The 26,703-nt window shown below is 39.1% G+C and carries 22 protein-coding genes; 1 reads left to right on the top strand and 21 read right to left on the bottom strand.

The annotated features are described in order from the left end of the window. Positions 1-391: 391 nt before the first annotated feature. From thrS to N7548_RS06310, 21 genes are all read right to left on the bottom strand, one after another. Positions 392-2,317 (bottom strand): threonine--tRNA ligase, encoded by a 1,926-nt coding sequence (thrS, locus tag N7548_RS06410; RefSeq protein ID WP_263608642.1) that lies wholly within the window; start codon positions 2,315-2,317, stop codon positions 392-394. A gap of 256 nt (positions 2,318-2,573) precedes the next feature. Continuing rightward, positions 2,574-3,401, bottom strand: coding sequence for an ATP-binding protein (locus N7548_RS06405; RefSeq protein ID WP_263608641.1), 828 nt, complete (start codon positions 3,399-3,401; stop codon positions 2,574-2,576). 1 nt (position 3,402) lies between these two features. After that, positions 3,403-4,584: a DnaD domain protein gene (locus N7548_RS06400; protein ID WP_263608640.1), complete on the bottom strand. Its 1,182-nt coding sequence runs from the start codon at positions 4,582-4,584 to the stop codon at positions 3,403-3,405. Between the two features lie 18 nt (positions 4,585-4,602). Continuing rightward, positions 4,603-4,938, bottom strand: a complete 336-nt coding sequence (locus N7548_RS06395) for a hypothetical protein (RefSeq protein ID WP_263608639.1) — start codon at positions 4,936-4,938, stop codon at positions 4,603-4,605. A gap of 10 nt (positions 4,939-4,948) precedes the next feature. Beyond that, the gene (gene coaE / locus N7548_RS06390) at positions 4,949-5,527 is read right to left on the bottom strand and encodes a dephospho-CoA kinase (RefSeq protein WP_263608638.1); all 579 of its coding nucleotides are present in this window, start codon (positions 5,525-5,527) and stop codon (positions 4,949-4,951) included. Positions 5,528-5,532: 5 nt separating this feature from the next. Further along, complete coding sequence (gene mutM, locus N7548_RS06385) at positions 5,533-6,339, bottom strand: DNA-formamidopyrimidine glycosylase (RefSeq protein WP_263608637.1); 807 nt, start codon at positions 6,337-6,339, stop codon at positions 5,533-5,535. 1 nt (position 6,340) lies between these two features. Next, complete coding sequence (polA, locus tag N7548_RS06380; RefSeq protein WP_263608636.1) at positions 6,341-8,962, bottom strand: DNA polymerase I; 2,622 nt, start codon at positions 8,960-8,962, stop codon at positions 6,341-6,343. A 100-nt stretch (positions 8,963-9,062) separates the two neighbouring features. Continuing rightward, complete coding sequence (gene ffh / locus N7548_RS06375) at positions 9,063-10,466, bottom strand: signal recognition particle protein (RefSeq protein WP_263608635.1); 1,404 nt, start codon at positions 10,464-10,466, stop codon at positions 9,063-9,065. Next, positions 10,466-10,783 carry a YlxM family DNA-binding protein gene (ylxM, locus tag N7548_RS06370; RefSeq protein ID WP_263608634.1) on the bottom strand — a complete coding sequence of 106 codons (318 nt, stop codon included), beginning with the start codon at positions 10,781-10,783 and terminating at the stop codon, positions 10,466-10,468. The genes ffh and ylxM overlap by 1 nt, the downstream gene beginning before the upstream one ends. A gap of 2 nt (positions 10,784-10,785) precedes the next feature. Continuing rightward, positions 10,786-11,751 (bottom strand): signal recognition particle-docking protein FtsY, encoded by a 966-nt coding sequence (gene ftsY / locus N7548_RS06365; protein WP_263608633.1) that lies wholly within the window; start codon positions 11,749-11,751, stop codon positions 10,786-10,788. 84 nt (positions 11,752-11,835) lie between these two features. Then, the gene (gene tpx, locus N7548_RS06360) at positions 11,836-12,336 is read right to left on the bottom strand and encodes a thiol peroxidase (protein ID WP_263608632.1); all 501 of its coding nucleotides are present in this window, start codon (positions 12,334-12,336) and stop codon (positions 11,836-11,838) included. A 203-nt stretch (positions 12,337-12,539) separates the two neighbouring features. Then, positions 12,540-14,327 carry a type I DNA topoisomerase gene (topA, locus tag N7548_RS06355; protein WP_263608631.1) on the bottom strand — a complete coding sequence of 596 codons (1,788 nt, stop codon included), beginning with the start codon at positions 14,325-14,327 and terminating at the stop codon, positions 12,540-12,542. Between the two features lie 184 nt (positions 14,328-14,511). Further along, positions 14,512-16,662, bottom strand: coding sequence for a glycosyltransferase (locus tag N7548_RS06350; RefSeq protein WP_263608630.1), 2,151 nt, complete (start codon positions 16,660-16,662; stop codon positions 14,512-14,514). 18 nt (positions 16,663-16,680) lie between these two features. Further along, a complete protein-coding gene (locus N7548_RS06345) occupies positions 16,681-17,337 on the bottom strand; it encodes a hypothetical protein (protein WP_263608629.1) in 657 nt (218 codons plus the stop codon). A gap of 6 nt (positions 17,338-17,343) precedes the next feature. Beyond that, positions 17,344-19,347: a response regulator gene (locus N7548_RS06340; protein ID WP_263608628.1), complete on the bottom strand. Its 2,004-nt coding sequence runs from the start codon at positions 19,345-19,347 to the stop codon at positions 17,344-17,346. 149 nt (positions 19,348-19,496) lie between these two features. Further along, complete coding sequence (locus tag N7548_RS06335; protein ID WP_263608627.1) at positions 19,497-20,558, bottom strand: glycerophosphodiester phosphodiesterase family protein; 1,062 nt, start codon at positions 20,556-20,558, stop codon at positions 19,497-19,499. Next, positions 20,555-21,184 carry a ribonuclease HII gene (gene rnhB / locus N7548_RS06330; RefSeq protein ID WP_263608626.1) on the bottom strand — a complete coding sequence of 210 codons (630 nt, stop codon included), beginning with the start codon at positions 21,182-21,184 and terminating at the stop codon, positions 20,555-20,557. The genes N7548_RS06335 and rnhB overlap by 4 nt, the downstream gene beginning before the upstream one ends. After that, a complete protein-coding gene (ylqF, locus tag N7548_RS06325; protein ID WP_263608625.1) occupies positions 21,162-22,013 on the bottom strand; it encodes a ribosome biogenesis GTPase YlqF in 852 nt (283 codons plus the stop codon). The genes rnhB and ylqF overlap by 23 nt, the downstream gene beginning before the upstream one ends. Beyond that, the gene (gene lepB, locus N7548_RS06320; protein ID WP_263608624.1) at positions 22,010-22,816 is read right to left on the bottom strand and encodes a signal peptidase I; all 807 of its coding nucleotides are present in this window, start codon (positions 22,814-22,816) and stop codon (positions 22,010-22,012) included. Before lepB ends, ylqF begins: the two co-directional genes overlap by 4 nt. Beyond that, the gene (locus N7548_RS06315) at positions 22,813-24,915 is read right to left on the bottom strand and encodes a DNA translocase FtsK (RefSeq protein WP_263608623.1); all 2,103 of its coding nucleotides are present in this window, start codon (positions 24,913-24,915) and stop codon (positions 22,813-22,815) included. The genes lepB and N7548_RS06315 overlap by 4 nt, the downstream gene beginning before the upstream one ends. Further along, positions 24,896-25,687: a hypothetical protein gene (locus N7548_RS06310; protein WP_263608622.1), complete on the bottom strand. Its 792-nt coding sequence runs from the start codon at positions 25,685-25,687 to the stop codon at positions 24,896-24,898. The genes N7548_RS06315 and N7548_RS06310 overlap by 20 nt, the downstream gene beginning before the upstream one ends. A 128-nt stretch (positions 25,688-25,815) precedes the next feature. On the opposite strand from N7548_RS06310, the gene N7548_RS06305 reads away from it, so the two are divergent. After that, the gene (locus N7548_RS06305; RefSeq protein WP_263608621.1) at positions 25,816-26,634 is read left to right on the top strand and encodes an HAD family hydrolase; all 819 of its coding nucleotides are present in this window, start codon (positions 25,816-25,818) and stop codon (positions 26,632-26,634) included. Positions 26,635-26,703 lie beyond the last annotated feature (69 nt).

Genomic DNA, 26,703 nt, shown 5'->3' with positions numbered 1-26,703 from the left:
TATCAGTAACATTTAAATCTCTTTCTAATCCATTCAACCTTTTTTAATCATGTCCTCTTATCACCTAAACAACCGTTTTCGTGATATTTTTTTTATTCTTTACTGCTTGACATATTTACCGGTTGCTTAAATCATCGATGAAGCCAACTGTATGCATGGCTAAAGACAACGCCATTCAAAGGAAATGTTGGTACCAAAAAGGTATCCAATTTAACCTTGAAACATCGCCTTTATGTCGATAATGTTGTCTTCTACATCTCATGACAACCTTATTATACACCCTTTAAATGAATTTTCAATATACTTCTTTGAATTTTTTTGAATTTTTTGTTATTGTACACATCTAAAAGAAAAGACCTCACGATGGAGGTCTTTTACAGGACAATATTAATTAGCGTTTTGAATCGTTATAGGCTTTGAACCATTCAATGAATTCAGCCATAGGTAAGAAGACTTGTTCTTCTTTACCATACATACGGTAAGTGACCCCTTGTTGTTCTTTTTCTTTATCCCCAATAACCAATTGAAGTGGAATCTTCTTGGTTTGAGCTTCTCTGATCTTATAACCCAATTTTTCGTTTCTTAAATCCACATCTACTCTAAATCCATGGGCTTGAAGTTGTTTTTGTACTTCAAGGGCGTAGTCTTGATGGAAGTTTAAATTAACCGGTAGAATCTTGGCTTGAACTGGGGATAGCCACAATGGGAATGCCCCTTTATATTCTTCGATTAAGAAGGCAACAAAGCGTTCCATGGTGGATACAATACCTCTGTGAATAACCACAGGGACTTGGTCGTTTTTACCATCTTCACCCACATAAGTGAGTTCGAAACGTCTTGGTAATAAGAAGTCAATTTGAATGGTCGATAAGGTTTCATCGTTACCGAGTGCAGTCTTGACTTGAACGTCTAGTTTAGGCCCGTAGAATGCGGCTTCACCAATCGCTTCAAAATATAGCATACCGAGTTCGTCCATCACTTCTTTGAGTTCTTGTTGGGCATGTTCCCACATTTGATCGTCATCAAAGTATTTTTCTTTATTTTCAGGATCACGGTAGCTTAAGCGGAATTTATAATCGTTGATGTTGAAATCTTTATAGACATTGAGCAATAAATCCACAGTGCGTTTGAATTCATCTTTGATTTGATCAGGTCTCACAAAAATGTGTGCATCGTTTAAGGTCATTTCACGGACACGTTGTAATCCCGATAACGCCCCTGATTTTTCATATCTGTGCATCATCCCAAGTTCTGCAATTCGGATTGGCAATTCTTTATAAGAATGGACTTCATTTTTGAAAATAATCATATGGTGTGGACAGTTCATCGGTCTTAAAACCAATAGTTCGCCATCGCCCATGTCCATTGGTGGGAACATCGAATCTTGGTAATGTGCCCAGTGACCACTGGTTTTGTACAATTCCACATTCGCCATGATTGGGGTATAGACATGTTCATAACCTAAACTGATTTCTTTATCGGTGATGTATCTTTCGATGATACGACGGATGGTTGCGCCATTTTTAAGCCAAAAGCCTAAGCCTGAACCAACTTCTTTAGAGATGAGGAATAAATCCAACTCTTTACCAATCTTACGATGGTCGCGTTGTTTTCTTTCTTCTAGCATGTGCAAATGAGCATCTAACGCTTCTTTAGTAAAGAACGCAACCCCATACACACGGGACAACATCTTATTGTCGCTGTTGCCTCTCCAATAAGCACCAGCCAAGTTCAACAACTTGAAGTGTTTGATTTCTTTTGTATTGGATACGTGTCCACCACGGCATAAATCAATGAAGTCACCTTGTTGATACACAGAAATCTTTTGGTCTTTTAACCCTTCAATCAATTCTAGTTTATAAGGGTCATTTTTGAAAATGACTTTCGCTTCTTCATAGGATACTTCTCTGCCTTGAATAGCGAAACCTTGTTTCGCGAGTTCAGCCATCTTCTTTTCAATGTCTGGTAACATCTCATCGGTGAATTTGACATCCCCTAAATCGATGTCATAGTAGAACCCTTCTTCGATCGAAGGTCCCACACCGAAGCAAGCTTGTGGGTAAATACTTCTCACAGCTTGTGCAAGTAAATGGGCGGTTGAATGGTTCAATACGGCAAACGATTCTGCATCTGAAGCGGTGAGTAATTTGAAAGAACCGTCTTCAAACATCGGTTTTTCAAGTTCGATTGCAACCCCGTTATATAGCGCTGCAACGGCTTTTTTTGCCAGTGACATGGAAATCGACTGAGCAACTTGTAATGGGTTGACGCCAACAGCTACTTCGAGTTGTTTGCCATCAGGTAAGTGTAGTTTCATATGATTATCCTCCTTAGAATAAAAAAAGTCCCTAACAATAGTTAAGGACGAATCATCGTGGTACCACCTTAGTTCTAGAATACTCTAGCACTCAAAACCTTAACGCGGTCGTACGGCATCTGCTTTCGCAGGCAGCTCATAGGGAGTAATTTTTATGGTTGTAGCTTACACCGTCCTACATCGCTTAAAGTATAAAAATCATGGCCTATTCTTCGCTTTTCATATAAATTATAGCACTTTAAAACCGGCTGTCAAGTTAAATCGCGTCGTAACTCTTTTCCGATAATTTGATTTCTTTGGTTAGTTCTCTGATACGCATCATGATGCGCATCGCCTTGACTTCATCGACCCCGTCTTTGGCTTCTGCGAAGACGCGGTGTAAATCCGTCATCTTATAATTAGATGAAATCAGCACGGGTAATCCAACCGTCAAACGGTACTGCAAAATCGGTCCGAAGATTTCATCTCTAAACCAAGCTGTCATGTATTCGCCGCCCACATCATCTAAAATGAGGACACCACACGACTTCAGTTGTTTGACCTTTATTTCCAGAGAATTGTCAGAAAATGCATTTTTGATGTTTCTAACCAAATCTGGAAAATAGGCAAACACCACTGAAATGTTTTTTTCAATCAAAGCGTTCGCGATGGCAGATAATAAATAGGTTTTACCTGTACGGTATTTCCCATGAAAATACATCCCGCGAACAAAGGTGTTTGGTTGACAAGATTCAATGAATTTTTTCGATACTTCAAGCGCTTCACGTCGTTCATCGTTAAAGAGTTGAAAATCGGCGAGTTTCGCGTTGATCAAATAATCGTTGTGATATGAGGTATCGAGTTTCTTCTGTTTGCCTTGTTCGATTTCATTTTTCAAATAGGCTTCAGAGACACGGTATTCAATCGTTACGAACGGTTCAGTAATCAATACAGGCTCAAACTTTTGGGTTGGGTCTTTTGGGTTATATGCTTTTTTTAAATCGATATATTGTACCACCGTGATCACATCGCTATCAGAGACCTGTAAATCTTTGGTTTCAGGGAAGGATGCGATTTCTTGTCTTAACAAATCTAATGAACCCATCTTAATCCCCACTTTCTAGCAATGCTTTGAATTCATCCATCCACTCAGGGACAGGCGCCACACGTTTTTCTTTGGTGTAAAACGTTTTCTTCTCGGTTTTTGGTTCTGGGTCTTTCATGATATATTCATACGCTTCTGGTTCGGTTGTGATGCCTTTTTGTAAAAGCGTATTGAGTACTTTTTCAAGGTAATTCAAATTTGGTAAATCGGTCTTAATCCTTAAGCAGATGATGATAACCGCGTTAATGACACCGACGTCGACTGCATTGCGTTCCACAAATTGACGGATGGTTTGTAAGGCGAAAGCACTATTGGTCATTTTTGGTGCGTAATGACTGATCAAATCTTGAGGATTGAAATCCGATAGTTTTGGACGTTCACTATCCCCTTTTAAGTCAATTTCAATGCGCTCTTTACCATTGTGTTTTTCATGGTATTTTTGAGCAAACAAATTGATTCTTTCATAAAAAATCGTGCTGTGGTCTTCATCATAGGCTTCAACCAAGACATGTTTCATGTCTTCTAAAGTGAATCCATACACATACATGATGGATGCGATTTGAGATTGAATTTTCTTCGTAAAAATACGTTTCTTTTGTAGTCTTACAGGCAAAATTTCAAAGAGTTGATCGAGTTTGAAATCTTGATTGATGACCACGCCTGACCCATTTTTACGCCCGATGATGTGCATCGAACTAGAGACGGAATCGAGCGATTTGACTTGATAAACTTGGTCAAACGATTTGGTGATGTTCTCATACCCGACACGATTGATTTCAGGGATTGAAAACCGTTCAAATAGCCATTCAAAGTTTTTTTCACCAATTTCACTTTTTAGAAAACTACCTAAAATGCCATCTAAAAAGAATTGTTTTGGTGTGAGCGGCATCGATAAACGATACATGAATATCGCATCTTTTTGATAGGTAGATAGTAAGCCAACCGCTTCTAATTTACCCAAGGATTCTGAAAAACACTTTTCTTTAAGGTTTAATGCATCCATTAAAAAAGTTTTTGGATAGACTTCCGATTGGTAGGTTTTCGTATTGACCAACGCGGACAAAAAGAGATACAACCCATGGCTTTCTGTGCCAATGAGGGGTTGATATAGTAGCGCTAAAGTAGCTGCGTCATCGAGTGATAAGGTACCACTGCCGATGACCCAAAACGATTCATTTTTCATGTGACACCTTTCCTAACATTAGTTAAACTTCTTTTCGTTCAATAATTTTTGAAGTCTGGCATATATTTCTGCAATCACGGCTTTACGACGACCAAAATCAAACATAACATCGGCATTCAGTACGAAGTCGATGGCGGTTTGACGGCGTTGTAAAGAGACGACTTTGACGTCTAATGTTTCACTTTTTCGTTCAAAAATGAATTCACCATACGTATCATCTTGGTGTTTGAGTGAATACCCAAATCCCTTCAAAATGGTCAGTACGGCTTGTTGACATTCCTTGTAGTCATTTTGATACCAGCGGGTTTGTAAGCGGGCATCTTTGTTTGAATCTGTGGTGCGATAAATTGGCATGGGGGTCCTCCTATATAAATACTTTGTCGATGAGTTCGTTGACACGATCGATGGTTTTTTGAATGGTTCCAGAATTGTCGATGACAATGTCTGCTTGATTGACTTTATCTTTCAGTGGTAGTTGAGCAGATATGCGTTGATTGGCTTCATCTAACGATAATTGATTTCTAGCCATCAAACGCGCTTTTTGGGTTTCTTCATTGACATACACAACCAATACCCAATCACAAATGGATTGTCCACCCGTTTCGTAAAGCAGTGGGATATCCACCACAACCCAAGGTTCATTCAAATGCGATTGAAGACGTTCTTGGATGGATGCATACACCTTTGGATGTAGGATGTGTTCCAAATCGTGTTTGGCGATGGGATCTGTAAAGATGAGATCTGCCAATGGTTTTCGTTGTAAGATACCCCCATCAAAAACGGATGGGAAGCGATTTTTAATCTCTTCTAAAACGGTGTCTTTTTTGAAGAGTTCATGCACGATGGCATCGGCGTCAATGACCGTGAAACCCCGTTGTTTAAATTGTTGACTAACTAGGGATTTGCCAGATGCAATCCCACCTGTGATGCCGAGTACTTTCACAACAATCACCTCTTTTGACACGTTTTACAATAAAAGCTCGATCGGCCGTTGATGACCTCTCTTAAAATCGTCGTTCCACACACATAACAAGCTTCACCTTCACGTTGATGGACCATCAACTGTAGTTGGAAACGACCCGAAACCCCAAGTTCAGACACATAGGTTCGAATGGTGGTCCCACCGGCGAGAATCGCGTGGTTTAGAATTCGAATGCCTTCTTGGACGATTTGATTGGCTTCGCTTTTTTTAATTTGATCCGTCATTCTCAGTGGATGGATTTTGCATGCGAACAAGATTTCATCGGCGTAGATGTTTCCGATGCCTGCGATGATACTTTGATCTAACAATGCGGTTTTAATCGCTTTATGTTTATGTTTTAAAGTTTTATAAAATGCGTTTGGATCGATATCAAAGGGTTCTTTAGCCAATTGATTGAGGGGTGGAACGGTTAGATAATGGTCCAAATCTCGGATTTCAAACGTACCGAACTTTCTGGTATCGTGGTATCGCAAGGATAAGCCATCGGATAATTGAAATACGATGTGCTCATGTTTTAAAACCGGTTCATTGGGCTCTTTAAAAAAGTAACGACCTTCCATCCTCAAATGACTGATGAGGACACAGGAATCTAGTATGAATACAATGTATTTACCATATCGTTTTAAATCATGGATGGTTTGTCCAATCAGTATTTGACGTTTATCCTCATCCATCATCTTTTCGTAATAGACATCAATATCATGGATTTTAAGGCCTTGTATACGTCTTTTCAATACCGTTTTGACGGTTTCGACTTCAGGTAGTTCAGGCATACTATTTCAACTCATACCAGTTTTTACCGGTATCACAAGAGGATTCCAATTGCACCTTGAGTTTAACAGCTTTAGACATGATGTCAGGCACCACTTTTTGCATCTCAGCAAGTTCAGCCTCAGGCACTTCAAGAACAAGTTCATCGTGGACTTGAAGTAAGATTCTAGACTTCTTCTTATTTTTATCGATATAGGCATGCAAATCGATCATCGCTTTTTTGATGATGTCGGCTGCTGACCCTTGAATGGGTGCGTTCATCGAGGTACGTTTACCGAACTCTCTGACTGCGTAGATTGGACTTTCAAGTTCACCGATATAACGTCTACGTTTCATCATCGTCGTTACATAGCCTTGTTTAATGGCATTTTCAACGGTGGTTTCCATATAGGTCTTGATTTCAGGGTAAATGCTTAAGTATTTATCGATAAACGCTTGGGCTTCTCTCGGGGTGGTGTGGATATCTTCAGATAAACTCCACGCCCCAATGCCGTAAATGATCCCGAAGTTGACGGCTTTCGCTTTACGACGTTCTTCTGAGGTGACGGTTTCTGTACCAAAGACCTCTTTCGCGGTTCTGGTATGGATATCTTCATGGTTATTAAACGCTTCAATCAATCCTTTGACATTGGCCATATCGGCGAGTACACGCAATTCAATTTGAGAATAATCGGCTGAAACAAAGTAATGATTCGGTTTCGATGGGACAAACAATTTTCGAATTTGTCGTCCTTCTTCGGTGCGAATCGGAATGTTTTGTAGGTTAGGTTCTAATGAAGATAAACGGCCAGTCGCGGTTAACGCTTGGGCGAAAATCGTATGGACTTTACCATCTGGGAAAATGCTTTGTTCGATGCCTTCGATGTAGGTTGAATATAATTTGGTCAATTGACGGTATTCCAAAATCATTGGAATCACCGGGTGTTTATCGATCAAGGTATTCAATACATCGACATTGGTAGATAAATTCTTGGTTTTGGTTTTTTTTGATGGATCTAATCCCAAATCCACGAATAAAATTTCTGCCAATTGCTTAGGTGAACCAATATTAAAGGTCTTTCCAACCGATGCATAGATGTTTTGTTCTAAAGCATCAATACGGGATTTCAACGCTGTTTTTTGTTGGTTGAGTTCATTTTTATCGACTGCAATCCCACTGTATTCCATATCGGATAATACGGTAGATAGCGGCATTTCAATGGTTTCATATAATTCTAATAAATCGAGTTCCTTGAGTTTTTCTAAGAGTATTGGTTGTAAAACCGTGATGGCTTTCGCCTTTTTCGCGACATGAGCAGCATACACCTCTAGGGCAGGCAAGCCTTTTTTCGCACCTTTGCCATAGATGAGTTCATCGTATTCAATGTCTTCATACTCAAAAGCCATGCAAATGACTTTAAAATCTTCTTTCGCAATCTTTTGATGGATGAGGTAGCTCGATAACAATAAATCAAAGGTAACGCCCTTAAGGTCATATCCCAACCACTTGAGAGCGGTTCTAAAGGCTTTTTGATCGTAGGTTAATTTGGGTATGGATGGGTCGGTTAAATACAATTGGAAATCAATCGATGCTAGACCCACCTCTTTTGGAACAAAGTAATGGGTTTGTCCATCGGATAATCCAAATCCAATGATATCGGAGGTATGGTAATTAAAATCAGCCAACTCGATATGAACCGCCATATTCGGTTTTAAAAAATCAAACTCATCGTGGTCTTGAATGATTTTATAATCAAAATTGGATGGTTTTTGAACCGGTTTATTGAGGCGTTTGATGAATACATGTAAATCCATCTCGTTATAAAACGATACCAACGCGTCATAATCGGTTTCTTTTCTTGCGATATCATCGAGTGAAAACTCAAGAGGTACCGCCAAATCGATGGTTGCGAGCATTTTTGAAAGGATGGCTTTATCTTCATTTTCACGAATACGTTCACCAAGTTTGCCCGAAATCTCTGCTTTTTTCGCAAGCACTTCTTCTAGTGTGCCATAGGTTTGTAAAAGCTTGACTGCGGTTTTCTCACCAACCCCAGGCACACCTGGGATGTTGTCAGATGGGTCACCCATCAATGCTTTTAAGTCGATCATTTGGGTATGGTTAATCCCATATTTTTCAAGGAATGACGCTGGGGTTAAATCTTCAATGTCGGTCACACCTTTTTTTAATAAGTGGATGGTGACATTGTCAGAGATGAGTTGTAAAAGGTCACGGTCAGAAGAATAGACCGATACTTCAAACCCACGGTTACACGCTTCTTTTGAAAGCGTACCGATGATATCATCGGCTTCATAGCCCACCAAACTATAATCAGCGATGTTTAAATGCTTTAAATAGCTGTGGATGAGTGGGATTTGTTGAGCCATTTCTGCTGGCATCGGTGGTCGTCCCGCTTTATAGTCATCAAACGCTTCATGACGTTTGGTTTTTTCTTTGGTATCAAAGGCTACAAGCACATGGGTGTAGTCTTGTTGGAGGATTTTATCCACCATGTTGACAAAGCCAAAAAGGGCATTGGTATATACCCCTTGTTTATTTTTCATTAAATCGCCACCGGCATAAGCGGTAGCGTAGTAAGCTCTAAAGAAGAGAGAGTTACCATCAATCAGGATTAATTTCTGCATGATTAGTCTCCTTTATATGTATTTTAACATATACATTTGGAATAATTTTCCACCAGTTTTGTGGGTAAATCGGTTGAGTTTAGAAAAAAAGCCAAGTTAGTTAAAATCTAAATTGGCCTTTATTTTTACCTTTGCCTTTTTTCATCTTCGGTTGTGGCATCAACTTCGAAGGGTCTTTTTGTGCGGATTTCATGTCAGATTCAGACATTTTTGACATTTGCTTCGCCATTTGTTTTTGTTGATCCAATGCTTGTCTTAAGCGATTCACATCCGAGACTTGAACCCCAGCACCGTTGGCGATACGGGTACGACGTCTAGAAGAATCTTCGATTAATTTTGGATTTTTACGTTCTTGTTCGGTCATCGAATGGATGATGACAGCCATCTTATCAAATTGCTTGTCGTCAACATTGTTTAAAGCGTCTTTGTATTTCGCAACCCCAGGCATAAATCCCATGATTTTAGAAATCGAACCCATGCGTTTGATCATTTTAAATTGTTTAAGTAAATCGTTGTAGTTATAGTTACCAGAAAGCATTTTTTCCATCATGCCCATGGCTTCATCTTCATCGATGTTTTGGGTGGCACTTTCAATTAAGGTGAGGACGTCCCCCATCCCTAAGATACGGCTCGCCATACGTTCTGGATGGAATACTTCAAAGGCATCCATCTTTTCGCCATTGGACGCGAACTTAATCGGAATTTGTGAGATTTCACGGATGGATAATGCGGCACCGCCACGGGTATCGCCATCGAGTTTGGTGATGATGGCTCCAGTGGTGTTGAGCTGGTCGTGGAAACTTTGTGCGACGGATGCGGCGACTTGACCAGTCATCGCGTCTACTGTTAAGAGAATTTCATCCGGTTTCGCGATTTCTTTGACGTCGATCAATTCTTGCATCATCTCTTGGTCAATATTTAATCGACCTGCGGTATCGATAATGACGACATCATACCCTTGTTCTTTCGCAACCTTCAACCCGTTTTTAACGATGGTTTGGGCTTTTATCAACCCTTCTTGATAAACAAAAATATCGAGTTGTTTACCTAAAGTCATCAACTGTTCAATCGCGGCTGGACGATAAATATCGGCAGCGATGAACATGACTTTCTTCTTTTCTGTCTTACGGATAAATGCCCCAAGTTTACCAATCGCGGTGGTTTTACCAGTCCCTTGTAGACCGACCGTCATGATGACTGTCATCCCGCTGGCTTTATAACTGATGCCTACCGTTTCATCACCCATGACTCGTTTGAGTTCATCAAAAACAATCTTAACGACTTGTTGTCCTGGGTTTAAGCCAGATAGAATTTTTTGTCCAAGGGCTTTTTCTTTAACGTTAGTGGTAAACTGACGAATGACTTTTAAATTGACGTCCGCTTCTAACAACGATAAGCGGACCTCACGCATCATTTCATCAATGTCGGTTTCATTGAGTTTTCCTTTGCCGGTAATACGGCGCATAGCCATCTGTAGACGGCTGCTTAAACTGTCAAATGCCATTATACTTCTTCCATTTCTGCGAGTTTTTCTAAATATTGAACATCTTTGGTTTCTTCATAAAGTTTAAGCCAAGTCAAACGGTCGTTTTTCTTAGCCAATAATTTGAGTTTTTCTTCGTAATGTTCGAGGTGCATAATTGCGTTATTGAGTTGATCAAACACAGCGTTTCTCGATACTTTAAATTCTTGGGCAATTTCGGCGAACGAAAAATCATTTTGATAGTACGCCACAAAATACGCTTGCTGTTTTTCGGTTAACAAAACCCCATATAGTTCATACAATTGATTGAGTCTTTCGGTTTTTTCGAGTTGGTCCATCATCAATCTCCGAAGAAGTCTGAGAACAATCCGTAGATATATTCTTCGATATCAAATAGCACTAAATCATCGATTTTTTCACCTAAACCAATGTACTTGATCGGTAAGTGATACAAATGTCGGATGGCTAAGACGATACCGCCTTTAGCTGACCCATCCATTTTCGTCAGGATGATGCCTGTGACTTTGGTGACTTCTTTAAAAATCTCGGCTTGTTTTAAGCCGTTTTGACCCGTGGTTGCGTCAATGACCAGTAAGGTTTCACGAAGCCCATTCGGTAATTCTTTTTCAATCACACGACGCATTTTTTCCAGTTCATTCATGAGATTGACTTTATTTTGTAAACGACCAGCGGTGTCACATAACACCACATCGTAGTGTTCCTTTTTTGCTTTTTGAAGGGCGTCAAAGATCACAGACGATGGGTCTGAACCCGGTTCTTTCCCAAAAAAATCGACTTTGGCACGGTCTGCCCAAACACGTAATTGTTCGATCGCACCTGCCCTAAAGGTATCCCCAGCCACCACCAAAACTTTTTTCTTTTCAGCCTTGAGTTGGTGCGCCAATTTACCAATGGAAGTTGTCTTACCTACGCCATTTACGCCAACGATTAAATACACGTTGGTTTGATTTTCAACATAGTCTAAATCAGCAACAACCACTTCATCTTGAAGGTATATTTTAAACATCTCATCGACGATCATCTCTTCGATTTCTTTCGGGTCTGTGATGTTTTTAAGCTTCATTTCTTTTCTTAAGGTATCAATAAAATACAAAACCGTATCGACCCCAAGGTCAGCTTGAATGAAAATGTCTTCGAGTTCTAAAAAGAAATCTTCACCCAATTGTTGGTTTTGTTCAATTAAGCGTTTGAGGCTCCCCAATACTTCTTTTGATTTGTGTAATCCAAGCGCGTATTTTTCATTTTTCTTGTTGTTTTTCTTGAATAAATTTTTAAAAAATCCCATAGGTTCAACTCCTAGATGTTATTATAACATATAACCCAAAATTCTTCGCCTATAAAGGTGAAAAAAATGGCTTTTTGAAAGCCATTATTTAGATAGATACTGATCTAAAAATTGAAACAATGCGTCGTAATTTGGATGAGAAGACATTTCATCGAGATATTCCACATAAACGACTTCACGTTTTTGATTCAATACGAATACCGATCGCGCCAATAAACGAAGTTCTTCAATATGTACCCCGTACTTCCATGCGAAATCGAGTTGTTGATAATCCGATAAAGTGACGATGTTGGTTAAGCCTTCAGCACCACACCAACGACGTTGTGCAAATGGTAAGTCATTGGATAACGTCAACACCGTTAAGTCTGGATAATTCGATAACTTTTGATTGATGGTTCTGGTTTGAATTGAGCACACCCCTGTATCGAGTGAAGGGACGACATTTAATACTAGTGTTTTGGCTTTATAGTCAGATAAATGCGCTGCTTCTAATTGATTATCAACCACGTTAAATTCTGGTGCGATATCGCCAACTTTTAAGGGTTGACCCAACACAGTAATTGGTTTTTGTTTGAATGTTTTCATGAGATTTCCTCCTGGATTCTACTAACTTTATTATAGTCTTTTTATGAATGTATATCAAATAATAACCACTATAAAATAAAAAGCCCCCTCAAGGAGACGAGGGGGATCAGGGGATAGGTGTGTCGGGGTACACACCTTCGATATCGCTATCAACAACATCATATCATCAAAAACCGTATTTGTAAAGTCTATAAACTTAAGAATTATGTAAGATTTTCCGTGTGTTTACATCTAGGGAAATTCGAACAACCAATGAATTCACCTTTACGCCATTTACGAATGACCAATGGGGCACCACACAACGGACAATCACGACCCACTTGGGTTGGTTGACGTTTTTCCATGTGTTCATCCGCGTGCTTCACCAAAGCGATGAACTTATGGTAAAAGCCCTCTAAAATGTCACTACTTTCATGTTCTCCATTAGAGATATCATCCAATACAGTTTCCATCTTCTTCGTATAATTGGTGTTGATGATGTTTGAAAAAAACTTATCCAATTCATCGATGGTCAGTTTACCTTGGTCGGTTGGCACCAACGCTTTTTGTTTCTTTTCAACGTATTTACGACTGAGCAATGTGCGGGTGGTTTCGGCGTAAGTCGATGGTCGACCAATGCCAAATTCTTCCATATCTTTGATCAAACTCGCTTCAGTATATCTGGATTTAGGTTTGGTTTGGTTTTCTTCGTGGGTAATTTCTTTGGCTTCAAGTTGTTTTCCCACCTCTAGGTCCAAGAGCGTTGAGGCTTTTTCTTTGTATTCTGGATTACCTTTATGGAACCCTTGGAAAATCAACTTAGAACCGCCATATTCGAAGACTTCACCTTGGTTCTCTACCTCAATGGATTGTTCTTCATACAGTGCGTCAGCCATTAAACTCATGACAGCTCTACGATAAATCAAATCATATATTTTATATTGATCGTCGGTTAAAACACCCTTCAAAGATTCTGGGGTGTAAGATAGTATCGAAGGTCTAATCGCTTCGTGGGCATCTTGAATGTTGGCATTGGATTTGGTTTTAATCTTACCGACATAGTCTGAACCAAAGGCTTCTTTAATCATCGCTTGAGCTTCCAGGATGAAATCATCGTTCAAGCGAACTGAGTCGGTTCTCATGTAAGTGATTAAGCCCACTTCTTCGCCTTGAATATCAATCCCTTGATATAACTCTTGTGCAATGCCCATCGCTTTGGATGGAGAATAACTAAGTTTGGATACCGCATCCTGTTGAAAGGTTGAGGTCGTGTACGGTGGTTGAGCTGCACGACTGCGTTTACGGTGATTCACTTTCGTTACCGTAAAAGGCCCATTCAATTTTTCAATGATTTGTTGAAGTTCTTCTGGGGTTTTCAAGGATTTATCTTTATTTTTAGTATAATCCGCTTCAAACTTAGAAAATCGTGCTTTGATGGTGTAATACGTTTCTGGAACGAACGCCTCAATCTCTTTTTCCAAATCGACAATCATCTTCAAAGCCACACTTTGAACACGACCGGCCGATTCCGATTTAATCTTCTTTTGTAAGAGCGGTGATAACTTAAATCCGATGATACGGTCTAAGATGCGTCTGGTTTCTTGTGACTTAACCAAATTCATATCGATTTTACGAGGGTGTTCAATCGCTTTTTGAATGGCTGGTTTGGTGACTTCATTAAAGGTAATGCGATTTAAATCATTTAAGTCTAGATTGAGCACATCCGCGATGTGCCACGCAATCGCTTCCCCTTCTCTATCCGGGTCGGTCGCGATTAAGACTTTTTTGTTTTTGGTCACTTTGATCAAGTCTTTGACGATTTGATCGTGTTTTTTATCGACTTTATAGGTCGCTTTAAAGTTATTTTCGACATCCACACCTAAGCCACCTGGTCCATTTTTAGCCAATTCACGAATGTGTCCAACGGAGGCTTCAACGATAAAATCTTTACCTAAATAATGTTGGATGGTTTTGGATTTGGCAGGGGATTCGACAATAATGACGGTTTTCATATAATCCACTTCTTTCACTTTCTATAATTATATATATGTGTTCAAGGCCTGTCAAGAAGAAAACAATCCCCCATTTTCGATATATATTTTAATATAATATATATGATTTTTCACACGGTTGATTGGCGATGATTCACACAAAATCCCTATATATATATAAATAAAAGAAGTCATCCATGACGGATCACTTCTTTTGAAAACCTGTTCTCGACAGACTACCCCAAGACCCATTTTCACGAAGGGCAGCGAAGGTTGCTCTGACACGATGTAAACTCATGATTTGACGATAGCCAAAGTTTTCTGCAATCGCCAATATAATTAATATGATGGCATCCCAAATGCGGTAAAAGCCACTTTGACGTTCTGAAATCCACAAACTGAAGAGTGAAATCAAAATGCCATAACCGATACTCGCGTAAAATAACAAGACGACCAGTTCAAAATTCAAAATACCAATGAATAAGGACGCAAATAACGCAATATAACCCAACATTTCAATGAACGGTCCCATCATTTCAAAGATGAAGAAATAAGGGAAGCCCAATAGTCCCGGTTGACGGTACTTAGGGTTAAACAACATTTGTCGATGGTAACTCAAGATGTCCAATAAACCACGTTGCCAACGATTGCGCTGTTTTAATAAAGAGCGCATGTCGGAAGGCAGTTCTGTATAACAGTTGGCATTGTGGACATAAGCAACACGATACGGTTGTTTATTTTGAATGGCTTTGTGCGTCAACCTGACGACCAGTTCCATGTCCTCACCAACGGTGTCTTTCTTTAAATCCCCACTGATGGTGAGATACCCACCGGTGTCGATAAGCGAACGTCTGTTGAATAGACCAAACGCACCAGAGATGATGAGTAGGCTATTGAGTTTTGACCACCCAATACGACCTGTCGTAAACGCTCTTAAGTATTCTAATGTTTGAAAACGAACGATTGGGTTTTTACCTAATCCGCTCTTTTCAATCTTACCTTTATCCACGTTACAGCCATTGACAGGAACGATGTTTCCTCCAATCGCGATATGGTTGGTTGCGTCATCTAAAGTGATGCTCATCAATTTCAATAATGCATCTTCTTCCAATAAGGAGTCCGCATCAATCCCGCATATATAGTCATTCTTTGCAGCGTTGATACCCATATTTAACGCATCCGCTTTCCCACCATTTTGTTTGTCGATGACAATCAGGTTCGGAATTTGCTTACACACATACACACTTCTCAATGGTTTGGTTCTCAGTTTCATTTGAAAGAAGGGGTGTTTTCGTTCCATTTCAAAATGCCTTACCAAGGTCCCAATGGTGTCGTCTTTTGATCCATCATTGACAACGATGACTTCATATTTAGGGTATTTGAGATTCAGCAATGAAGTGATACTTTCAATGATGCTTTTTTCTTCATTGTAAGCTGGCGCAATAATCGAAATGGATGGCAATAAATCATGTTCAAACAAGAGCGTTTGTTTTTTGATTCGCCACATGGCCATACGCTCAACAGATCCTTTGATGGAAAATAACATCAAAATCAGATAAATCGTGTTGATAACGATAAAGTAATATGACAAGTATCGGTTCATGTTGACCATAAAGATTTCTAATAGGGGTTCCCCTGATAATACGAGTCTAAAATTCAATATTAAGAATAAAATAGGGAATAGTGTTACTGCGATTGAGATCCAAAAACTGATCCATACCACCTTGTTCAATTCGAATGGGGTTTTTTCACGGATGGAGGTTGGCAGTGGTTTTTTAATTAGGCCCAACTTGTTGAGTACAGTCTGATTCAAATAAACACTGAATTCATCCAATAAATACTTATCTTGGGTTGCGAAAGTCTTGATGATTTTGATCAGGTCATTCTCAACTTCTTTGTCTTTGTTCATATTGATAAAATCAATCAAGTCTTCTGTGATGTGCATCTTTAACAAGTCCTGAATGATCAGTTTGACTTGTGGGTACTCATGGGATTTTAACTTTAAAGTCAAATAGTCTAAATGGTGTGAAAGCACACGTGATATGGCCATCTTTTGATGGTCATTCGCGGCTAATGGGTAATACTCTAACAAATAAATCAGAAGCTTTTTCGAATCAAATACGATACGAGACAACGCATTGGCACGTTCCATATCCATCATGGACCCATCCATTTGATTCAACAGGTTTTGGGTCATCTCTTTGTTGACAACTGTCGAACAAGCACGGATTGCCATCTTTCGGATGGCTTCATCGCTATGTAACAGATAAGTGTCGTTGATCAATTCTTCAGGATACATGTTTGAGAGTGCATGAATGGCTTCTTTTCGAATATCTTTATCCTCATTCAAATCCATAAAACGGTCGATGGCGTATTATTTCAATTGATCGTTATAAATATGATTGGATAAGTATAAAAAGAATTGTTTCACTTTCTTACGTGAATCATGGATGTAGTCATTGAGGTAAGGTTTAATGACTTCAAATCGGTTTTTTAAGATCGCGTAAATCCAATGAGGATACGATGCTTTCGATGCGTTAAGGGTATGTAAAATGAACTCGAAATCTGATGGGGTAATGTGTTCTTTAATGGCGTAAATGATATAAAAACGAACGGAATCGTTTTTCTCAACTGTCAAACGTTTAGATAGAGCATCACGCGATTGTTTTGTATTGAGCGTGTTGAGATAATATACCGCTACACGGCGCTTAAATGGTGAAAAACTATGAAGTTTTTTAAATTGTTTTCGAGTGAATTTTAAAGCCTCAAGATCATCAATGATGCGTTTTCTAACTACCTCTTCAATGGTGATTTGGGTTTCAATATCGATATAAGCGTCAAAAAAGAATCGACTCGATGTTTTTGGCATAACATCCTCTAAATCGAAGTATTTTTTGAATAAATAATCACGCGCCAACATGTGTTTTTTACTGAGGCGTTTGTAATGGATTTTTTGTAAAATAATCATCGCGATGAGTAAGGAAACCAAACTTAAAAAAGCGATGAGTGTGATCAAAGTTGGTAAGTTCATACGGTCTTACCTTCTTTCTCGATAGCGCTTGACATGTCCAATCAATTCTTCTGGAATGATAGGCTTTTCAATGATCAAATCCACATTGAGCAAGTTCCCACGACGGATGTTTTCAACGGTCTTATTATGCGAAACCATGATGAACGGGATGTTGGTGTATGTTTTGGATTCATTGAGTTCACGTTTTAAAGCGAAGCCATCCATCTTGGATAAATTGATTTCAGAGATGATGATGTCAATTGGGTATTCTCTTAAGACATGGAGGGCATCCTCAACTGAGGTGACTGCTTTGACTTCAAAGTTCAAACGATTAAACACACGAACCAACATATTACGATTCATGTCATCTTCATCAACCAAGAGAATAATCCCTTCTTTAAGCGCTGGTAATGCGGCACTGTTGTCAACAATTTCCCCATAGCCCAGCTGTTTTGCTAAGCGAATTCGTTGTTCGAGTAGAATGAATATTTCTTTGATTTTATTATCACGTGTCAACACAGGGTTCAATTCTTCATAAAAGACGAGAGACGCACTTGCTGTGACTTTTTCGATAAATAATACGGAATCCCTGACTGCATTTCGTACAGAAACAGCAAATTCTGTGATTTTTTCCTTCTTCTCACAAGAAGCATAAACCAAGATACCTGGCCCATTTTGTTTGAATAACTTCACTGAATCTGGTGCGATTTGTCCAATGACATAAGCGAGATTTCGAATCGCTTCATCTCCAGTATCTTTACCATAACGCTTGTTAATGTCAAACAATTGATCCAGTTGAATCAATATAAATCCATTTTGTTTTTCAAAGAATTCAGACGATTCTAGATCTTTTTTAAGCAACGCTCGCATCACATCTTCTGTGTATAGCTTCGTGATTGGGCATCTAAGCATCGCTTCTTTGGTTTCTTCGATTTGGGCTTCTAGTCTTTGTAGGTTTTCTTCTAATGTCTTTTTATCCAATGCCAATAATTCATTGGTTTTGGTGACTTCCATCATTTTCGACACATAGATGGCTGGTAAATCCAAACCAAAAATATTGTGATATCGTTTGATTAATGGTTCTAGAATGGTTAACCAGACCGAGCCCTTTTTCGCGTAAATGTATTCGAAAAAGGCGTGCCATAGTTTGTAGCCGACATGGGTAGATTGAACCAATTCCAGTGGTTTTTCACTCAAAATGAAGTCAGATTTTGCAAAAGTATCCAAGATTTCTTTGCTGTCTAAGGACTTGTGTAATTGGTTGATCATATGATTGATGATTTCCACATAATTAAATTCTTTAATGAACTCTTCATTGTATTTAAAGACTTGCCCAGCATTATAAAAATCCAACTGATATTCATATTCGATCCAACCATCGACATCGTTTTCTAAGACGTATCCATACGATGGACATATCGCATCAATTCGGTGTTGACGGATGCGTCGGATGGGGTCTTTTAGATATTCTGACGATGGAAAATTGGTTTTATGATAGGCAAAAATCCCTTGTTTAAGTTGTATCAAGTCAGCAGGATTATCCACTTTAAAACTTGAAAACAAGGTATTCGAAATCAACGAACGGGTTTCTGACTCATAAATCATAAATGCGTAAGTAAAGGGTAAAAACTGAATTGGTAGAAAATTCAGTTTAAAGTCTTGTCCATACCACTGATAATCGAGTTTTTCAATGGTGGTTACTGGCAGTTTGATGCCATTTTGAACGATTTGCTTCGCGATATTTCTAGTGGTGATGATGGATCCCTTGAATCCCATTTGAATCAAGATTTTGAGTGACATCATCATTGAAAAATTCGGATGCGCGATGATTAAATTTTGAATAGAGTCAACAGGAATGATGAGTTCAATGCGTTCTTTGTATTGGCTCATCCATTCTGAAGTTGGTAAATCAATCAAAATAGTCGATTTATCCGAATAGTATAAATAACCATTGAATAACAATGCTTCATCGACTTTGATCGGACCAATCTGATGCAATTTGATAAACTCATAAGGGGTTTGGATACTCATATAATCACCTAATATTCACATTAATATATATTCATTTTATCATATAGGCTATTTATAAGGGTTATGAATTGCAAAAGTCTTGCGATATTTGGTTTGAAATTCAAAAAAGATGTGAGAATATTTCGTTTCTCACATCTTTTTTAATCATTTTATGCTATGCCTAGCGTTTCGTATAGTTGAAATAGTAAATCTGGACGATCGGTAATGATCCCATCAACACCCAATTCGATGAGCTTAAGCATATCTTCTTCGCTATTGACTGTCCAAAAAATAACCGACATGTTGTGTCTATGGGCATCTTTAACCAAAGAGGCTTGTGCCAAATTGGTGCGCCACTGTCCATCGACTTGATGGGCAATTCGACTGCTGATTAAACTTGGTAAACGCCCAATCAGGTCACCTTGACTATCGGATAACCCTGAATCGATTGGAATGGCGAGTGCTGCATAAGTTGGTTTATAAAAGAAATCGAGATTGAATGCAGATAATAACACCATTTTAAGTGTTTCATTGGTCGCTGTCGATGCGTGAATTTTATGTTCAGAAATGTCTAGAAAGTGTTCGATAACTTCATCGGAGAATGACGATACCATAACTTTGTCCGCCATGTCATATTGTTCGATTAATGATAACAACTGATTGGCAGCTAAATTGAATGTATCCTCATCATCGGTGCGGACATCCTTAATCTCTAGTATATATCTTCTATCGGGATATGCTTGGAATAAATCTTCCAGTTTCATTGGCAACATTTGATTTAAAATGGCTGTATCCGTTGTGGTTGCGTATGGCGTATTGCCATCAACATCCACAAATTGTCTCACATAAGGATAATCGTTATCCACAATCAGGTCAACAATGTCTTCGTAAGTTAATTTTCGAATGACTAAACCATCGTTGACTTCATCCAATAATAAATCGTGTCGTAAATCTAAATCATGGTGCGATATAAGCACATTGTCTTTGGTTAAAGTTAAATCGACTTCAAATGCATCATACATCGCTGTTTGATTAAACGCATAAATGGTATTTTCAGGATAAAGTGCTTTGGCACCACCGTGGGGGATGATCCAAGGTTTTGAAGTTTCATTGATCCACGCATTCGTCTTTGAATATGACAATGCCCATGGGCTGAATTCCAGCGCTGCTAGAAACCCTACAATGACCAATAATACAATAAAAATACGCTTAAGGTGTTTTAACCATTTCATAGCAATTTCTCCCTGATGATGGATTTAATCGGTTCAAATGTTTTACGGTGAATCGGACAGATGCCATAGGTTTCAATGGCTTCAATGTGTGCTTTGGTCGGATAACCCATGTGTTTTTTAAAGCCATACATGGGAAATAACTTATCCATCTCAATCATGTATTCGTCTCTAGTCACTTTCGCAACGATACTTGCCGCAGCGATACTGGCTGACTTTTGATCACCCTTGATGATGGATTCGGTTGGGATGCCCAATTCTTCTTCTAACATCATCGCATCCGCGAGGATATATTCGGGTTTGATTTTTAATGCTTTGATGGCTGAAATCATGGCTTCCTTGGCGGCCCTATAAATATTGATTTGATCAATTTCCTGAGGTGAAACGATGCCAATGCCGACAGCCAATGCTTCTTTTTTAATGGTTTCGATGAGAGCACGACGTTTTTTATCGGTGAGTTTTTTGGAATCATCGACACCTTCGATTTTCGCACCTTTACGTAATATTACCGCAGCAGCAACCACTGGACCTGCCAAGGGACCTCGGCCTGCTTCATCGGTTCCCGCAATAACCGTAACACCTTTTTCATAAAGTGCTTCTTCATATTCATACAGATTCAAATCGGTCAAAGGTAATCCCTCCAAACGCACCATCACGAATATCTTTGAGGATAATATCATAAACCAAATCAAAGTTGACTTGATTGCCTTTCATTAAAGTACCTCGTTTGCGACCAATCATCTCAAACGTTTGTGCAATATCGGATAAATCTGTAAGATCGTATCTCGCTTTATAAGCATCCGGATAATAAGCACTTAAAAATCTGTGGGCATATACAGCCACTTCTTCATTGGGTAAAATGGCGTCTTTAATCGCGCCACTGAGGGCTAGATGATACCCTACTTTTGGGTCATCAAATTTAGGCCATAATACCCCTGGGGTATCTAATAGTTCAAAATCTTCAGAAATCTTAATCCATTGTTGAGCTTTGGTTATACCTGGCGTATTACCGGTCTTAGCTGCCTTTTTCTTCGATAATGTATTGATCAAAGTCGATTTACCTACGTTGGGTATACCGATAATCATGGTACGAATGGCCCTTGGTAAAATCCCACGACGACGGTCTTTCGCAATCTTTTCTTCCAATATTTCTAAGGTTGCTTCTTTAATTTTATTGATATTTAACCCAGTAATCGCGTCAATTTTTAATCCTTTTAGACCTTGATTGGCGTAATAAGATAACCATTTATTCAGTTCTTTTTGGTCTGCCATGCTGGATTTAGTGTATAAAATCAATGCTGGTTTATTCTCAATGATTTCTTGAATGCGTGGATTCATGGATGATTCTGGTAAACGTGAATCTAGTAATACGAAAACAATATCAACAAGGGTTAATGACTCTTTAATCTCTCTTAAGGCTTTGGACATATGTCCAGGAAACCATTGTACCTGTTTCATTCAATGACCCCCACTTTCGGATAAAATCGGAATATGACTTTGGCTTTAATGTCCTGTTCACGGATAAAACCAATATTTCTTGAATCGTGGGAATTAGCCACATTGTCACCTAAAACAAAGTAAAAGCCATCCATGATTTTACCTTCCGGCAAAAATTCGATCCAATCTTTGACACTATCCACTTGGCTTAAAGGTAAATCTTGGACAACGATGCCATTGATCAACAACTGATTGGATGCATTCACAGCGATGGTATCACCTGGTAATCCAACCACGCGTTTAACATAGTGAGATTCATCGATGCCATAATAGTCACCATCGATGAAGATGACCACCACGTCGTTTCTTTTAGGGGTGTAATCAAATTGATACACTATCAAGCGGTCATGCTGTTGTAAGGTTGGGTTCATCGAACTTTGAAATACTTCTGCCGTAAACACATAAAATGTGATGATGTGTAAAACGATGAGTAAACTGATGGTCAAAAACTGAACCGTATCCACCCATTTGAATAATTTGAATAGTTTAGCCAATGGGGTGATTGTTGTTCGATTGAGATACACAAGACCAAGGGTTGAGATGACCACAAAAAACCCGCTCAAAATAATCAGTAGGTATTTTTGCGTGCTGCCTGTAAATGTTTGGTAATCTCTGATGGTATAGACCAACGCGACACCAAATATAAGCAAAGCGACGACGTTCAAGGTCGCCACTTTTACAATGATTTTTTTGGTTAAAGTTTGGGATGCTTCTGCTGAATCCTCTTGATTTGATACAAGAAGTGCGATGTCTTTTAAGGTCATAACATATTTTCCAATTCTGCCATCGTCACTAAGACTTGACGGGCTTTCGTGCCTTCATTTTTAGAGACAATGCCTTGTTCTTCTAAGAGTTCGACAATGCGTTGGGCACGGTTAAAACCAATGCCAAATTCTTTTTGAATGGCATTGATGGAGGCGTTGTTTTCGCGTACGACAAATTGAGCGACAGGATACATCAAATCATCTGAGGCAGCGGATTCCTTCTTAATGGTAAATGTTCTCAATGAATCGTGATCGAATAAGAAATTCGGTGGCATTTGATCACGAATAAAATCGGTAATACGTTCAATTTCACTGTCCTTCAAAAATGCACCTTGGAGACGGATTGGACGTTCGGTTTCTTTGAATAACATGTCCCCTTTACCCAATAACGATTCTGCACCAGCCCCATCTAAAATGGTTGTAGAGTCCACATAAGAAGCGACTCTAAAGGCGATACGTGATGGGATGTTGGCTTTGATGGTACCTTTGACGACATCGGTTGTTGGACGTTGTGTCGCAACCAATAAGTGGATACCAGCCGCTCTTGCTTTTTGGGTAATGCGTTGGATGGCTTCTTCAACATCGTTCGCAGATACCATCATGAGGTCTGCCAATTCATCGATGACGATGACGATATATGGCATTTTTTCTAATGTAGGATCTTCTTTGGCGCGTTCATTGTACCCTTTGATATCTTTGGCACGGTTGGTTGCGAAAGTCATGAAACGTTTGTCCATTTCTTCGACCGCCCAAGAGAGCGCGGTTGCAGCCATTTTAGGGTCTGTGATGACCGGTGTTATTAAGTGAGGTAAATCATTGTACATCGATAATTCAACCATTTTAGGGTCGATTAAGATGAATTTTAAGTCATCTGGGTGATTCTTCATCAATAACGACACAATGATGGTGTTCACACAAACAGATTTACCGGAGTTGGTTGCACCTGCGATCAAACAATGCGGCATTTTCGCGATGTCTGCGTAAATGTTTTTACCATCGATATCGACGCCTAGCGCGACTTTTAATGGGTGACTTTGGTCATCCATGAAGTCTGGATGATCGACCACATTTCCATAAGCAACGATTTCAGGGATCGCATTTGGAATTTCCAAACCCACATAAGCTTTACCTGGAATCGGTGCTTCAATTCTTAACGATTTCGCCGCTAAATTCATCATCAAGTTATCTTTGATGCGGTTGACTTCTTTGACATTAACGCCTGGTTCTAATTCGATTTCATGGCGAGTAACGGTTGGCCCTTTGGTGATGTTGTGCACATGACCCGGAACTGAAAATTGTAATAGCGTTTCATTAACAGTCGTTTCTTGTGCCACCAACCAAGCCGGTCTCGCATCTTGGTCACGATGGACTTTTGAAAACATATCTACCGTTGGGAACTTATAAGGTCTATTCGGTCGAACAAAACTTGGTTTTGGTGCCTCTTCCATAGGTACCTGTATTGTTTTTTCCACTTTTTCAGGGGTTTTAACCGGTTTTTCATAGCTATAGTCTGGATTAACAATCGGACTATCTGCGACTTTAGGGTTAAATCGATCGAATAGCACATCGGTCTTTTTCACCACATCCACTGTTTGAGGTTGTGGTTTTGTTTCCATATAGTCAAAGTCACTAGAAACCACACGATCTTCAATGATGGTTTTTTGTGGGGTAGGATTTGTAAATGTTGGGACTTCTTTTGCTTTTTGAATGAAGGGTACTTCAAGTTCAACGGTCTTCTTACGTTGGTCTTCATATTTACGTTCGGTATTGATCACAGCGTCTTGACCAAAAATATTTCTACGGTCTTGATTGCTTAAAATGGTCGACTTAAACTCTGCATATTCGGATAAATCTGTCATCGGTTTTGTTCGGAAAGCATCATAACGTTTTTTCACATCACCTGTATTTCGAATCACAAATGGTGCGACCGTTTCATCTTTAACAGACAATCCAAAAATCGGAGAAATGAATTCAGAGGATTTGAACTTTTTGTGGCCTTGTTGTTTTAAGCCTTCAATTTTGACGAATTGATGAATTTTGAACCCTTGAAAGTCTTTCTTAACGAATTCTGTATAGGCTTTACGGTTGAACAAGCTCATCGTCTATGTCCTCCTTCTCTGTATCTGTTTGAATGGACTCATAGAGACCATCGACACCAGTATCAATGACTTTTTCAACTTCAAAGACATTTTTACTGTAAATTTTATAGGTTTCTTCACCGACAATCCCAATGATTGCCAGACAAATTTTAACAATGATGGTTTGGGTTAATTTGTCCACCGTGACTTTTTTAATCCAGTATGCCGGGTTTGCGATATTGATGGCTGAAAAAATATCGCCAATGCGTTTTCTTACTTTGAACTTCTTTTCGACTTTCATCACAGCCGAATCATCGACTTTTTCCTTCACTTCATACAAAGACATTAAAGATGCGAGGGTTTTACCTCTAAAAATTTTTAATAGTTTCGCATCAAATAGTCGATCCACACGGTCTGTGATATAATGCCCCAACAATAGGGTTTCTTGAATGGTGAGTTCAAGCAGTGGGTATTTAGAGGATGGGTAGAATTTGGTGGCGATGTCTTTTGACAATTCTAAAGCGATTGAACGTAGATGGTTGACCAAGCCAGCATCATCACGATCTTTCTTATTTTTAAACTGTTCTTGTGCATCTTTAATCAAAATTTTGATTTCTTCCGCATCGATATCCGGTTCAATGGCCTTCTTATAAAAGTTCTTGTTTCGCATGGTTTGTAAAACGGTGTAGAAATAAAATAACAAGAGGAAGAGAAATCCAAACATGACACCAGCGAAAAAAATACCGAGATAACCCAGTTCTAGTCTAAATGAAAAGAATTGTTGCCAGTCCATTTTCTCACATCCTTACTGGTTTAATTATACCTTAACCGCTATAAAAGATAAAGAATTATCTTTTGGAGGTCTGTTTTTTAAGACTAGGTTTTTAACCCTAAATGTGCGATAATATAAACGGTGATGAAATGAAACAATTAATGATTGTCTGCGATTTAGATGGCACACTATTGAATGCCAATTCTGAACTATCAGACACAACTACAAACTACTTAAAACAACGTGCTAAAGAAGGCCACAAAGTGATTATTGCGACAGGTCGTCCATTTAGAGGTTGTTACCACTATTATCAGACCCTCGAATTAGATACCCCGTTAATAACGGATAATGGCGGTTCAATCGAAAATCCTAGAGATCCACATTTTAAGAAAATGACACTCACCATCCCTAAACGGGTGGTGGATAAACTCTTCATTTATGCGGAGCCATTTACGCGTACAGCATTTTATAGTGTCGATAATGGGTTATATGTCTATAAACCAACCGATCGTCTGAATTGGCTATATCATGAAACCGAAGAAACCTTCTTCGTTGAAGGCCCATTTACCAGCCCAACGAACCCTGAACCCTCTGGGCTCATGTATATCATCGATGTCGCCTATAAAACTGCGTTTGAGCATTTCATCTTAAATGAATGCGAAGATGTCCTCAACTTTAGAGATTGGGGTAGTGATGCTAAAAACGCCATCTTTGAAATCTATCAAAAACGCACTTCAAAAGGGGAGGCCGTCGAATTTGTCCGTCAATTCTATGGTTTTGAACCGGATCAAGTCATCGCCTTTGGTGATGGTAAAAACGATATCGATATGTTGCAAGTGGTTCATCATGGGGTAGCCATGGCCAATGCGCATGAAGAGGTCAAAGCGGTTGCGAAAGCCATCACAGATCAACCCAACACTGAAGATGGTGTCATCGAATACTTAAAACAATACATCCAATCAAACTAGACAGCCAATGTCTAGTTTTTTCTTGTAAAGTATGCTTGACATTATTTTTATAGGATGCTATAGTAGTTG

The sequence above is a fragment of the Paracholeplasma manati genome, assembly GCF_025742995.1.
GTDB classification, from domain to species: Bacteria; Bacillota_I; Bacilli_A; order Acholeplasmatales; family UBA5453; genus Paracholeplasma; species Paracholeplasma manati.
The sequence above is the reverse complement of the archived record's forward strand: the minus strand, read 5'-3'. Positions and strand labels throughout refer to the sequence as shown.